Origin of the sequence: Streptococcus sp. 53 (assembly GCF_013276565.1) — a bacterium.
Lineage (GTDB): Bacteria > Bacillota > Bacilli > Lactobacillales > Streptococcaceae > Streptococcus.
This window is the reverse complement of sequence record NZ_VMLG01000007.1, coordinates 14,388-27,299: the sequence shown is the minus strand read 5'-3', so window position 1 is coordinate 27,299 and position 12,912 is coordinate 14,388. Positions and strand designations below refer to the sequence as shown.

Genomic DNA, 12,912 nt, shown 5'->3' with positions numbered 1-12,912 from the left:
ATTGTATGTTAAACCCACTCACCGTTGTAATTGACACGATAGCCATCAGGGGTCGTCGTATTGATTGCGAGTGTACCAGAGCTATAGGCATAGTACCATTTACCAGATACTTTCATCCAACCAGTTTTCATTGCCCCTGAGTCTTGAAGGTAGTACCAGCTACCATTATCTTTGAGCCAACCAGTCTTCATAGCGCCTGAACCGTCGAAATAGTACCAGCTACCGTCTTTTACCCAGCCCGTTTGCATCCAACCAGAGTTATCAAAACGATACCAAACACCATTGATTTTTTCCCAGTCATTAGTTGTATAGGAACCGTCGGCGTGTTTATACCACCAACGAGAACCAGATTGTACCCAACTACCTGAGAAATTAGAATTTGAATCAGATTGAGTAGTCGTGTTAGTATTTGAATTTGTCGAAGTATTTCCGAAAGTCACCTCTTTTCTAGCTTTAAAGACACGTTTTCTGTTGTCAACTGAGTGATCGTGTGGAGAACCTGCCTCTCCTGACATCTCCAAGATATATGTTCCAGCAGGAAACTGTCTGATATCGAAAACATCCCCTTTAAATTTATTGCTATAGATTAAAGGTAAAAGAAATTGGTCGTTGACGTCATTAGTTAGACCACTAAAGATGACATCATTATTATGTTGGTACACAATCTTTCCGCTAGCCTTATCAATTAGAGTAACATTTCCTCTAGCTGCATTATCTCCTCCGTGTTGTAGTGGCTCTGAGAGTACACCTTCAAAATTAACTCCAAAATGATGAATTTCAACCTTTGTAATTGTTGCTTCTATTTGTTTTTCAGTACTCGTATTCGAGATAGTATTTGCTTGATTATTTGATAAGACTTCTAGTTTGGTCACATAAGTGTAAAAAGGTGCCCCTTTTCCTACGTTTTCTCTAACGTCGGCTGTTAGTTTGTAACGAACTCCATCTAATTCAAACTTCATGGTATAGATACCATAATCTGTTGCTTTAAAGACAATCGTTTTACCGTTAAATGTAGCAATGCCGTTGGATTCAAAACTTGCAAATTGCTTAGAAAATTCTTGTCTATAAGCCCTGTCTACAAAATCAACCTCTGTAAATTTAGCATCACCATCAGAAAATGCTCCAAGTTGTGCTTTTCTTTTTTCAACAAGCGTCACATCTGTTGCGACTAAATCTGTATCACGATAACCAAGAGCAGGTTCTTCAACATAAGCATTAGCTGCAGGAGACCAGAACTTGACCATCGGGACGCCACTTGCTGCATTGACACTTGAAATTGTAGCTCCTGTTGCTAGGAGTGATAAAACTGCTGTAGTCGTTAAAACGATTTTTTTCATAATTTTTGTATTCCTTTTCTTTTTATCTATTTTTTATAATCTTATCCTATACCCATTCTCCATTGTAATTGACGCGATATCCGTCTGGTGTAGTCGTATTGATTGCTAGGGCACCAGAGCTATAGGCATAGTACCATTTTCCAGATACCTTCATCTAGCCTGTTTTCATAGCACCTGAGCTATCAAGATAATACCAACTACCGTTATCCTTGAGCCAGCCAGTCTTCATAGCGCCTGAGCCGTCGAGGTAGTACCAGCTACCGTCTTTCACCCAGCCAGTTTGCATCCATCCTAAACTATCGAAGTGATACCAGACTCCGTCGATTTTTTCCCAGCCGTCACTCGTGTATGAGCCGTCATTATGTTTAAACCAGCAACGTCCGTTTGATTGAATCCAACTTCCGAAGTATTGGGAATGATCGAACCAACTTCTTAGTTGATTAAGAAATTCGGCAGGGTCATTGGTCTCATCGTCTAGTCTCTGACTTGAATTTGTATTTGCAGTTTTGGTTTTATGAGTTCCGATGGCCTTCAAGTCTTTGTCAAAAAGATTCGCCTTAGTCGCAAATGTTTGAATCTGAGAAGAATTTGCTTCTGTGTATTGAATGGCTTTTCCATAACTACCAGCTAGTTCTTCAGAGCTACCAGATGATGTACCGAAACTTTGTGCAACGGTAACCCACCCATTTTGAGTGACAGGATTTTCAAAGGCTGCCAACCCCATATAGGTCAGTTTTGGATTAATTAAGGATTTATAGTGTCCAGTTTGACCAGAGACACTTGCCCAACTACGAGATTTGACGTAATCTGCTTTTTCCTCATACCATTGATCAATAGCGGCCATAAACCCGTCATAGTTCCAAGCCAAGTTTTCTGCTAGGGAGAAATTTCCTGTAGGCCAAGCGCTCCAAATGTTCTTGCTGGATAAGCGTGTGTGATCAATAGTGATAGAAGCTTCTGCTGCACGAACAAAGGCTGTTTTTTCTAGTGCAGTTGACCACTTGATAGGAACGTAGCTAGTAACTAGGCCTTCATCTGCCGCCTCTTTTCGAATGGCATTGATACGGTCTAAAATAGCTTGTTTATCTGGCGTCAAGAAATTTCCTTCAATTCCAACTAAGCTAGTACCGGCAGAAGTACTAGTTACCTCTGAGTTCAAGATATGATAAGACTGACCATTGATTTCTTGAGTGGAAACCAGTCTATCATTAGCGGCTACTGATTGTGGTGCAAGTGTTCCAGCTCCTAACAATGAAAGTGCTAGTACTGTTGTAAGTGTGAATTTTTTGGTTTGTTTGTTCATTTTGTCTCCTCTTGATTTTTCTTATAAATGTTTTTATGATAAGCGAGTTCTACCATCTCCTTTATAATAATTTATATCTAGTATACTAAGAAACTTTATTAAATTTAAAAAAACTACGAAAAAATACGTTTTTCTATATCAACACCCCAAAATCAAGGTGAAATAGAACGTTTTCGTAGTTTTTCTCCTATTTGCTTATGATTAGTGTATAATATAAAAGTGAAGTTAAAATAAAATAAGGGAGAAAGTTATGTCTACAAATTTCGGCCCCGCGCTTAAAAAGATGAGAGAAGAGAGAGGATTTACCTTAAAACAAGTAGCTGGTACAGCGATTAGCCCTAATAATCTAAGTAAGTTTGAAAAGGGCGAAGCTATGATTAAAGCAGATACTTTCTTTAAAATCTTTGAAAATCTGAATATTGTTTCTAATGAAGACATCATCCTTGTGGTTTCCATGCAAAATGAAGAGACAACCAAATTAGTCGAACATAGAAATGATCGAACCTTGGAGTCTGATGATGCCAAAGAGACAGTCAAAGATGATGAAAATCCTTATGTTAGAAATTTCCTTCATTTATTAACTCTCATATCTACTGAAAAAATGCTAACTGAAGAGGATTGGGAAATCCTTGAACAACTAAAAGAACAGTTGTTTTCTATGGATTACTGGTTACCTTTTGATTTTCATGTATTTCAACGCTTAGGCACTTTATTTGATTTTCCCCTTCAAATGTATCAACAAAAAGAAAAAGAAGTTTTTGAAATTCTTACAAGTAGCCTTCCTTTAGCTACAAATCAAACCCATATGTTGGTGGATGTACTTCGAACAATTGTTAAATACTATTCTGAAAATGCTTATTATGATTTGGCACAACAATTGATAGATAAAATTGAATTGTATCGTATAAAGTATTGCAGGATTTTTGTCCATACTGGTTACTATTTACCTCTATATCCTTTTATGACTATCAAGATGTATGAGGTGTATAATCTTCTTAGACAAAATAAAATAGAGGGGATAAAACTAGGACATCAGATTATCCAACATCTTGATACCATGAAAGTCTTATTTCCAGAAAATGAAATTTTATCCTTAAAAAACTCCTTCATCAATGAAGTCAAAGAACTCAATAACACAGGGATTCCATTCCCCTAGAAAGGTTATAAATGAAATCATATAAGAAATTTACGATTCTTGCTCTAGCTCTTCTTGGATTTACTAGCCAAACAGTTCTAGCTAATGATGCTAGTCATTCTACGAATAACTCTACCGGTAGTTCAACTACTAGCTCTGCAAGTGATTCTCAAGCAACTACAGAAAATCAGCCAACGACTCCTAGTTCGAGTAGGCAGGAGACAAAGCCAACTCTTCCTACTGAGTCTAAGCTACAAACTGGTTGGGTAAAAGAAGACGGGAAGTGGGCTTATTATAGTCAAACGGGTGTCAAATTTACAGATACTCTTTATGAGGGTTACCTATTTGATAAGAATGGTTACTTACTTGAAAATAGCTGGTATCAGATGGCTAACAAGTGGTACTACGCCAATGGCTCAGGAAAATATCTGTCTAACCAATGGAGTCAAATCAATGGTAAGTGGTATGCATTTGATCAAAATGGTACCATGATGGCTAATACCTGGAAGGGAAATTATTACCTGAAGTCTAGTGGAGCTATGGCAGATAAAGAATGGGTGTACGATCCTAACTACTCTAGCTGGTTTTATCTCAAGTCAGGTGGGCACTATGCTGAACAGCAATGGGTTGGCTCTTACTATTTGAAATTTGGTGGCTATATGGCTCACAAAGAGTGGCTTTATGATCAAGATTATCAAGCTTGGTATTATCTTAAAGAAGATGGCGTTTATGTCACTGGAACTTATACTATTAATGGAAGCAGCCATTTTTTCAAAGATAATGGTAAATGGGTTCAAGAACTTCCAAAAGGATTTGAAAAGGGGCGCTATAGTAAGACTATTTTCCTAGATCCAGGGCATGGTGGACGTGATTCGGGTGCTTACTATTATGGAATAGCTGAAAAAGATTTGAATCTACAGGTCTCTCGTAAATTACGGAAACGTTTAGAGGAACTGGGCTATACAGTTTTAACATCTCGTGATAGTGATGTGGATGTTGACTTTGTGACAGAGCGTTCTCGTATGGTAAATAAAACGAATGCAGACTTCTTTATTAGCATTCATTTTAACGCTACTGGAAATGACACAACACTGAATCTGGGAATACAGACTTATTCTTATAAGGAAGAAGCGGGTTACCCGAGCAAGATTAATCAATACTGGCATAATAATCCAGACCGTATGAGTGAAAGTAATCGTTTGGCTGCTGACCTTCACTCCTCTCTCTTGACCGAGACAGGTGCTAGAGATGCTGGGCTTCTGCAAGCCACCTTTGCTGTTCTTCGTGAGACTGCGAAACCTGCTGTGTTATTGGAGTTGGGTTATATGGATAATCCAGAAGAAAACCAACGAATCCGTAGTGATCAATACCAAGATAAGTTAATTGAAGGCATTATTAAAGGAATTCAAAAATATTACGCTGGAAATTAAGAAACTAGATCAAACTAAGCTTTGGAGATTTTCCTAGGCTTAGTTTTTTGCATTTGTAATGCTATTCATAACATTAAATTTTCTGAAAATTTATTAAAAAATGAGTGAAAACGTGGTATAATGAGACGTAAAATTAATTCAGGTTTCCTGAACCGATAGGAGTAAACAATGAAAAAACTAGGTTTTGTCCTTTTATCTTCAGTCTTGCTATTGACAGCTTGTGCTGTTAGGTTTGAAAAATCAGCAGATACAACCGATTCGTCTAAGGTGACAGCCTTGTCTGAAGATAAGCAAAAAATGCTTGATAAGGCCACTGCTGACTATAAGACTTTTGTGCAAGAGCAAATCGATAAACTGTTGACAGATACGGAAGGCTTTGTCAAACTGTTGAAAGAAAGTAAGTTAGAAGAAGCTAAGAAGGTTTATCCACTGATTCGTATGTCCTATGAGCATTCAGAACCGATTGCCGAAAGTTTTGGTGAGTCAGATGTCAAGATTGACTTCCGTTTGGCAGACTATATGGACGAAAACAAGACAGAAGAAGGTTGGTCAGGTTTCCACCGTATCGAGCGTATCCTTTGGGAAGACAATACAACTAAAGGAACTGAAAATCAAGATAAGGAAGAGTAAATCTGCACTAATAAAAAACTTTGTTCTCTAGAAACCATCGTGTGGCTAGCTAGAGTACAAAGTTTTTTGAGTTTTTTATGAAAATGAAGATTGTGTTCCTTATAAGTACAAGGTTATTAAGAGAGCAGTGGATATTAAAATGATGATTTTGAATTTTTATTATTTTTGCTTTGTAGCAAGGTAACATAGTCACTTTTGGTGTGGAATAAGTGGGAAAGAAAAACAGTTCTTTGGGTTTGATCGATAAAGTAAAGCAAGATATATTGCTCGATAATTTTTCCTCTTGTTGGGTACTTACTGTTGATTTTTAGTCCGATTTTTTCATCTGCATCAAAGCCAGCTTCAGGAAAGGTTTCTAAACTTTTTAAGCCGTCTAAAATTTTAACTACAGTATTTTTAGCAGACTGAGGTGATAAAAATACTGTAGTGATATAATCATGAATACTGTCAATTGCTTGACTCACTTCGGTAGATAGAATCACTTTATAAGCCATATCGTAGCCTCATATCATCTAAGGAAGTTCCTTGTCCGGATTCATATTCTCTTAAGGCGCGTTCAGATTGGACTTGTAGTTCCTGAATCAATCGCTCACGGTGTAAATCTTCTGCAGTTTTTATTGGCAAATCCTGTTCGAGAACAATCTGCTCGATAAAAAGACTAATAGCATCCGTCATGGTCATTCCTTTTTCCTTGATGATAGCTCTAGCTTGTTCCATTGATGACTCATTGATTTTAAAATTGTATTGCTTAGTAAGTGATGTCGTCATGGTATATCTCCAATCTATACGGTATATAGCTAGTATATATCTTTTCTATTTTTTAGGCAAGAAAAAACTCTATACTATGGAAACCATCGTGTGGCTATCGAGAGTGCAAAGTTTTTTTGAGGCTGGAACATGAAACAGGAGTTAATTTCAAGAAACAAAAAAGAACAGCCGAAACTGTTCTTTTTATCATTATTTGAGACCGTATTTTTTGTTGAAACGATCCACGCGTCCATCTGCTTGAGTGAACTTTTGACGTCCAGTGTAGAATGGGTGTGAGTCTGATGAAATTTCCACACGGATCAATGGGTAAGTTTCACCTTCGAACTCAACTGTTTCGTTAGAGCGTTTTGTTGAACCGCTAAGGAATTGGTAACCAGTAGTTGTGTCCATGAAGACAACTGGGCGATATTCTGGATGGATATCTTTTTTCATTTTGCAATATTTCCTTTCTGCCATGGTCTCTTTGCGAGCCATAGATTGTTACCATACTAGTCTATCAGATTCTGAAAAGTTTGGCAAGTATTTTATCAGTTTTTAAGCAAGTTTTTTAACTTTTGGTAGATGATTTCGTTTTCTTCTAGGCTATAGGAATTAGCCCCACTTGCTAGAGGGTGGCCTCCTCCATCATGTTCTTTGGCAATTTCATTGATAGGATGAATTTTACTGCGTAAGCGAACTCGGTAGTGGCCATCAGCCTGCTCCACAAAAATTCCCCAGAGACTAACACTGTCAATGCGTCCAGGTGCACCGACAATGGCTGCAGTTTCAGCATCGGTAACATTAAATTGTTTCAAGACTTCTTGACTCAGGATAACTCGCGCTGCACCATTTTCATCCACTTCCAGATGGTCGTAAATGTATCCTTGAAGTTTAGCAATTTTGTAACTCATAGTGTCCATTTTGCGAGTGAGAGCCGCAAAGTCAAAGTTATGTTCTCTCAAATAAGCAGCAAGGCGAAGAGTCCGTGCAGTGGTAGAAGGGTAGAGGAAGCGACCTGTATCACCAACAATACCTGCAAAGAGCAACTCAGCAGCGTGATCGGACAAGGCCAGTTGGGTTGTTTGGGCAAATAGGGTAATCATCTCACTAGCGCTGCTTGAACTAGTATCCACCCAAGATAGGTCACCATATACATCATCATTTGGATGGTGGTCAATCTTAATGAGAAAATCACCTTGACTATAGCGCTTATCATCGATACGAGCAGTATTGGCCGTATCACAGACGATGACAAGTGCGCCTTGGTAGGCACTATCTTCAACAAGATCCATTTCCGCCATCCAGGTAAGAGTTGGTTCATCAAAACCAACTGCTTTGATAGTTTTTTCTGGGAAATGATGTTTGAGAAGAGCTTTTAATCCCACCTGACTTCCCAAGGCATCAGGGTCTGGTTTCATATGACGGTGAATGATAATCGTGTCGTATTCTTTGATTTTTTCTAAAATTTGATGGCAAATGTCCATAAATAACCTCAATTCTTTCTCATTTCATTGTAGCACAAGAATTTTTATTTTTAAAATGAAAAAGATGTGATATAATGGAGAAAGATAAATTGAGGAGGACGATATGTCATTAGCAAAAATTGTATTTGCCAGTATGACCGGTAATACCGAAGAAATTGCAGATATTGTAGCAGACAAATTACGTGACTTGGGCTTGGATGTTGATGTTGATGAATGTACAACTGTTGACGCTTCAGACTTCTTGGAAGCAGACATCGCTATCGTTGCGACCTATACTTATGGTGATGGTGAATTGCCAGATGAGATGATGGACTTCTACGAAGACCTAGCAGATCTCAACTTGAATGGTAAAATTTACGGAGTTGTCGGTTCAGGTGATACCTTCTACGATGAATTCTGTAAGGCTGTTGATGACTTTGACCGTGTCTTTGTGTCAACAGGAGCAGAAAAAGGTTCAGAGTGTGTCAAAGTTGATCTCTCTGCAGAGGAAGAAGACATTGAGCGCTTGGAACAATTCGCAGAAGAATTGGCTGCTAAAGTAGGATAAGTATAAACGTGCGCTGATGTAATCAATCAGTGCATTTTTCTTATCGTGAGTTAGGATTTTACTAGCCTATTTGGTGGCTTTTTGATACAATAATTCAAATAAAGGAGGAGACTGTATGGATTTAGATAGTATTCGTCAAGAAATTGATCAAATCGACGACCAAATCGTCAAGCTCTTAGAAGAAAGAATGCATTTAGTTGAAGGGGTTGTCGCTTATAAGAAGGCTTCAGGGAAACCGATTTTAGATACCAAGAGAGAAGCAGTTATTTTTGAAAAGGTCAGAAATCGTGTAGAAGACAAGCGCTATCAGGAGACTATTGTCGCAACATTTTCGGACATACTCAAACGTTCGCGTGATTATCAGGATCAAAACATCAAATGAAAAAAGAACAATTTTATCCGCTAGGGATTTTTCTATCTGCTATGTTGGGCGGACTTGTCCGCTACCTGGTTTCCACTTGGTTACCAGCCAGTCCTGACTTTCCTTGGGGCACTCTCTTTGTCAACTATCTGGGAATTTTCTGCCTGGTTTATCTTGTCAAGGGCTATTTGGTCTATAAGGGAACCAGTAAAGGCGTTATTTTAGCTCTGGGGACTGGTTTTTGTGGGGGGCTGACAACTTTTTCCAGTCTCATGCTTGATGCTGTGAAACTGCTTGATACAGGGCGTTATCTTAGTTTAGTCCTGTATTTACTTTTGAGCATCGGTGGAGGTATGCTTTTAGCTTACTATTTAGGGAGGAAGAAATGGTAATGGTCTATCTTGCAATTGCTTGTGGCTTAGGAGCACTCGTACGGTATTTCTTTTCTCGCTATAATCAAGCTTCTAAATTGCCACTCGGAACGCTCATAGCCAATCTTTTGGGTTGTTTTTTGATTGGATTATTCTACAATCATGTGGAGTCTAAGGAAGTCTATGCTATTCTAGCAACTGGATTTTGTGGAGGTTTGACAACTTTTTCGACCTTGAATGATGAACTGCAAAGGTTGTTGAGTGATAAGAAGGTATTTTATTCTTATTTAGCTTTGACCTACCTAGGTGGTTTAGTTGCGATTTTTTTAGGAATTCTGCTATAAATTTCTTTACTTTTTTGTGGAAATTTGGTAAACTGTATCTTGTGTGTAATGGACGCACAAAAATACAGTTTATCCGCTGAGGAAGGTTCCTCAAGATTGACAAAGATAGGAGAATAAAATGAATCCATTAATCCAAAGCTTGACTGAAGGTCAACTTCGTACAGATATCCCATCATTCCGTCCTGGTGACACTGTTCGTGTACACGCGAAAGTTGTCGAAGGTAACCGTGAACGTATCCAGATTTTTGAAGGTGTTGTTATCGCACGTAAAGGTGCTGGCATCTCAGAAAATTACACAGTTCGTAAAATCTCTAACGGTGTAGGTGTTGAGCGTATCTTCCCAATCCACACTCCACGTGTTGAAAAGATAGAAGTTGTTCGTTACGGTAAAGTACGTCGTGCGAAATTGTACTACTTGCGTGCACTTCAAGGTAAGGCAGCTCGTATCAAAGAAATCCGTCGTTAATTCGACTAAAGAACTCTGCTCATTCAGCAGAGTTTTTATCTAGCTCCCTTAGTTCAATGGATATAACAACTCCCTCCTAAGGAGTAGTTGCAGGTTCGATTCCTGCAGGGGGCAGTAATTATACATCAAAAACCGCTCAGCCGAGCGGTTTTTATCTATTTCTCTTTTACAGTACCCATGTACGGATGGCATGGGCAACACCGGATTCGTCATTTGTTTTGGTGATGTATTTGGCGATTTTTTTGATTTCTGGATTTCCGTTTTCCATGACAACGGGGTTACCAACGACTTCCAGCATGGCACGGTCGTTTTCTTCGTCACCGATAGCCATGGTTTCATCTTTGGTCAATCCGAGTTTTTCAGCTAAGTGAGTAATAGCTGAACCCTTGTCTACATTCTTTTTAAGGAGTTCGAGGTAGAAAGGAGCAGATTTGTTGATGGAGTAGCGTTCGTAAAATTCGGCTGGTATCTTTTCAATGGCAGCATCGAGGATTTCTGGTTCATCGATGAACATACATTTGACGATTTCCTTGTCAGCCATTTCTTCAGGTGTACGGTAGAAGATAGGCATGCTGACGAGGGTTGATTCGTGCACAGTGTATGTTCCGATATTGCGATTGGCTGTGTAGATGCCGTCCTTGGTAATAGCGTGCATGTGGACACCGAGCTTACGACTGAGAAATTCCATATCAAGATAATCCTCATAGGTCAAGGATTCGCTGATAATCTCATGGCCAGTAGCAGTTTCTTGGACAAGGGCACCGTTGAAGGTTACGACATAGTCACCTTCATCTCTCAACTGCAAGTCGTCCAGAAGTTTGGCAACACCTGCGATAGGGCGGCCAGTCGCAATCACGACTTTGACACCTGCTTCTTTGGCATCTTGGATGGCAGAAAAGACTTCAGGAGTGATTTCCTTTTGGCTGTTGACTAGGGTTCCGTCGATATCGACGGCGATTAGTTTAATACTCATAAATTTCCTCTTCTAGTTTTTATTTGGGGTAAAATGATCGTTCTCAATCAAGTGTAAAAATTGCTGGGTGATACTTGCGAAGATGCTGTTTTGGTCCAACATTTCTTTTGGAAAATAAAAGCGATTATCTCCGTGGCGACTGCCAGCAAGGGATTGGACGATAGGAGACAGGCTAGAGAGTTCCGCCAGTTGACCATTTTTCTGTAAAATCTCAATCTGTGTTCTTGGATTTTCAGATTCAGGACGATAAATATCATAAGGGAGGTCAAAGTTCTTATGAATAGCTGTGTAGTAGTCGGGATCAAAGCCGATGTCCTCAACTAATTTTCTCATGCTAGCGAGTTGGTCTTGATCTTCTTGTGAAAAGGTAATGGATTTAAAGACCTTGCGGTTGACAAAGCGTTGCGACAAGTCTGCGAGAATCTTGTCAGGACTGGTCATCCATAGCTGGAAATAGGTATTCATCACCCCATCATCCAGAGCCAGATAATCAGACAAGGTCACATTTTTTTCAAAGAAAGGCAGGAGATGTGGAGATGTTCGTGCAAAGAAGTCCTTATCTTCTGGATAAAGTTCCTTAGCCCGTTTGAGGAGATTCTGTAAGAGAACTTCCATGGCCCGTGTTGCTGGGTGGAAATAAACCTGCATGTACATCTGGTAGCGACTGAGGACATAGTCTTCGATGGCGTGCATGCCATTGCGCTGAAAGGCGATACCATTTTCGACAGGACGAATGACTCGGAGGATGCGAGTCAGGTCAAATTCCCCATAGGAAGCTCCTGTAAAATAGGAGTCGCGCAAGAGATAGTCCATTCGGTCTGCATCAATCTGACTAGAAATGAGCTGCACGACCTGCTTATTAGGGTAGGTATGGTCTATGACACTGGCAACCTTTTCTGGAAAATCTGGCGCCACTTGTAGCAGGACTTGGTGAATCTCTGTCTCAGGACTTTGAATGATTTCTTGAGTAATGCCTTCATGGTCTGTATCAAAGAGATTTTCAAAAGTATGGGAGTAGGCACCATGCCCAAGGTCATGTAGGAGAGCAGCGGTCATGGTCAAGAGAGACTCGGCAGGATTCCATTCGTCTGGATATTTTTCTTCAAAAATTTCTGTGATGCGACGAGCAATCTCATAGACTCCAAGACAATGGGAGAAGCGACTGTGTTCTCCACCGTGGAAGGTATAACTGGAAGTTCCCAGTTGCTTGATACGGCGCAAACGTTGAAATTCTTTTGTATTGATCAAGTCATAGATGATTTGATTATTGACATGGATGTAGTTGTGAACAGGGTCACGGAATACTTTTTCGTTCATATGACCATTATAGCAAAAAGCTAGAGTTTTTGGTAAAATAGTAGGACAAGAGACAAGAAAGAGGACTTGATGTGAAGATTCGGATGCGAAATACGATTCAGTTTGATGAGCAGTTGGAAGTGATTGACCAGCTTTATGACGTGGAAGTGCATAAAAAAGGAGATTATAGCTACCTGCTTTTCTATAATGAGGAAAAGGAAAAAGTAGTTATTAAATTTCATGGTCAAGAACTGGTGATGAGTCGTTTTTCCAATCCCAAGACCATTATGCGCTTTTTAAAGGATAGTGATAGTTTAGCCTATATTCCCACACCTATGGGCATGCAGGAGTTTATCATCCAAACGAGCCATTATCAAGTTGATAGACAAAAGATTGAACTAGATTATCAACTACAAAATCAAGAGGGACATCCTTTTGCTAGCTATCAATTGGAAATTACTTGGGGCTAGTCTCTTATATTTCTCAAA

15 protein-coding genes, 1 tRNA gene and 2 pseudogenes are annotated in these 12,912 nt (G+C 39.4%); 10 read left to right on the top strand and 8 right to left on the bottom strand.

Annotated features, from left to right (window positions below; genetic code table 11):
- Nucleotides 1–8: 8 nt before the first annotated feature.
- A complete protein-coding gene (locus tag HT722_RS02490) occupies nt 9–1,337 on the bottom strand; it encodes an N-acetylmuramoyl-L-alanine amidase family protein (RefSeq protein ID WP_173277374.1) in 1,329 nt (442 codons plus the stop codon).
- A 46-nt stretch (nt 1,338–1,383) separates the two neighbouring features.
- Nucleotides 1,384–2,640 (bottom strand): annotated as a pseudogene (locus HT722_RS02485) (CAP domain-containing protein).
- 250 nt (nt 2,641–2,890) lie between these two features.
- On the opposite strand from HT722_RS02485, the gene HT722_RS02480 reads away from it, so the two are divergent.
- From HT722_RS02480 to HT722_RS02470, 3 genes and pseudogenes are all read left to right on the top strand, one after another.
- Entirely contained in the window at nt 2,891–3,796 is a 906-nt protein-coding gene (locus HT722_RS02480; RefSeq protein WP_173277371.1) for a helix-turn-helix transcriptional regulator, read from the top strand.
- A gap of 11 nt (nt 3,797–3,807) precedes the next feature.
- Nucleotides 3,808–5,205, top strand: coding sequence for an N-acetylmuramoyl-L-alanine amidase (locus tag HT722_RS02475; RefSeq protein WP_173277370.1), 1,398 nt, complete (start codon nt 3,808–3,810; stop codon nt 5,203–5,205).
- A gap of 168 nt (nt 5,206–5,373) precedes the next feature.
- Nucleotides 5,374–5,814 (top strand): annotated as a pseudogene (locus tag HT722_RS02470) (EfeM/EfeO family lipoprotein); the annotation flags it as partial.
- Between the two features lie 155 nt (nt 5,815–5,969).
- Here HT722_RS02470 and HT722_RS02465 read toward each other — a convergent pair.
- The 4 genes from HT722_RS02465 to HT722_RS02450 all read right to left on the bottom strand — a co-directional run bounded on the left by HT722_RS02465 (nt 5,970) and on the right by HT722_RS02450 (nt 8,066).
- A complete protein-coding gene (locus tag HT722_RS02465; protein WP_173277367.1) occupies nt 5,970–6,329 on the bottom strand; it encodes a type II toxin-antitoxin system RelE/ParE family toxin in 360 nt (119 codons plus the stop codon).
- Nucleotides 6,319–6,603 (bottom strand): type II toxin-antitoxin system RelB/DinJ family antitoxin, encoded by a 285-nt coding sequence (locus HT722_RS02460; RefSeq protein ID WP_049521604.1) that lies wholly within the window; start codon nt 6,601–6,603, stop codon nt 6,319–6,321. Before HT722_RS02460 ends, HT722_RS02465 begins: the two co-directional genes overlap by 11 nt.
- A 189-nt stretch (nt 6,604–6,792) precedes the next feature.
- Nucleotides 6,793–7,035: a type B 50S ribosomal protein L31 gene (locus HT722_RS02455; protein ID WP_000710764.1), complete on the bottom strand. Its 243-nt coding sequence runs from the start codon at nt 7,033–7,035 to the stop codon at nt 6,793–6,795.
- 95 nt (nt 7,036–7,130) lie between these two features.
- A complete protein-coding gene (locus HT722_RS02450) occupies nt 7,131–8,066 on the bottom strand; it encodes a bifunctional oligoribonuclease/PAP phosphatase NrnA (RefSeq protein WP_173277365.1) in 936 nt (311 codons plus the stop codon).
- A gap of 103 nt (nt 8,067–8,169) precedes the next feature.
- On the opposite strand from HT722_RS02450, the gene HT722_RS02445 reads away from it, so the two are divergent.
- The 6 genes from HT722_RS02445 to HT722_RS02420 all read left to right on the top strand — a co-directional run bounded on the left by HT722_RS02445 (nt 8,170) and on the right by HT722_RS02420 (nt 10,269).
- A complete protein-coding gene (locus HT722_RS02445; protein WP_173277363.1) occupies nt 8,170–8,613 on the top strand; it encodes a flavodoxin in 444 nt (147 codons plus the stop codon).
- A gap of 115 nt (nt 8,614–8,728) precedes the next feature.
- Entirely contained in the window at nt 8,729–8,995 is a 267-nt protein-coding gene (locus HT722_RS02440; RefSeq protein ID WP_000362490.1) for a chorismate mutase, read from the top strand.
- Nucleotides 8,992–9,366: a fluoride efflux transporter CrcB gene (gene crcB / locus HT722_RS02435; protein WP_173277361.1), complete on the top strand. Its 375-nt coding sequence runs from the start codon at nt 8,992–8,994 to the stop codon at nt 9,364–9,366. The genes HT722_RS02440 and crcB (HT722_RS02435) overlap by 4 nt, the downstream gene beginning before the upstream one ends.
- The gene (gene crcB / locus HT722_RS02430) at nt 9,360–9,689 is read left to right on the top strand and encodes a fluoride efflux transporter CrcB (protein ID WP_173277359.1); all 330 of its coding nucleotides are present in this window, start codon (nt 9,360–9,362) and stop codon (nt 9,687–9,689) included. Before crcB (HT722_RS02435) ends, crcB (HT722_RS02430) begins: the two co-directional genes overlap by 7 nt.
- A gap of 118 nt (nt 9,690–9,807) precedes the next feature.
- A complete protein-coding gene (rplS, locus tag HT722_RS02425) occupies nt 9,808–10,155 on the top strand; it encodes a 50S ribosomal protein L19 (RefSeq protein ID WP_001068669.1) in 348 nt (115 codons plus the stop codon).
- 42 nt (nt 10,156–10,197) lie between these two features.
- Nucleotides 10,198–10,269, top strand: a tRNA-Arg gene (locus HT722_RS02420).
- 52 nt (nt 10,270–10,321) lie between these two features.
- Here the strand turns inward: HT722_RS02420 and yidA are convergent.
- Complete coding sequence (yidA, locus tag HT722_RS02415) at nt 10,322–11,128, bottom strand: sugar-phosphatase (protein WP_173277356.1); 807 nt, start codon at nt 11,126–11,128, stop codon at nt 10,322–10,324.
- A gap of 12 nt (nt 11,129–11,140) precedes the next feature.
- Nucleotides 11,141–12,445: an HD domain-containing protein gene (locus HT722_RS02410; protein WP_173277354.1), complete on the bottom strand. Its 1,305-nt coding sequence runs from the start codon at nt 12,443–12,445 to the stop codon at nt 11,141–11,143.
- 71 nt (nt 12,446–12,516) lie between these two features.
- Here HT722_RS02410 and HT722_RS02405 point away from each other — a divergent pair, with 71 nt between their 5' ends.
- On the top strand, nt 12,517–12,894 hold the full coding sequence (locus HT722_RS02405; RefSeq protein ID WP_023934199.1) for a DUF1934 domain-containing protein: 378 nt from the start codon (nt 12,517–12,519) through the stop codon (nt 12,892–12,894).
- Nucleotides 12,895–12,912 lie beyond the last annotated feature (18 nt).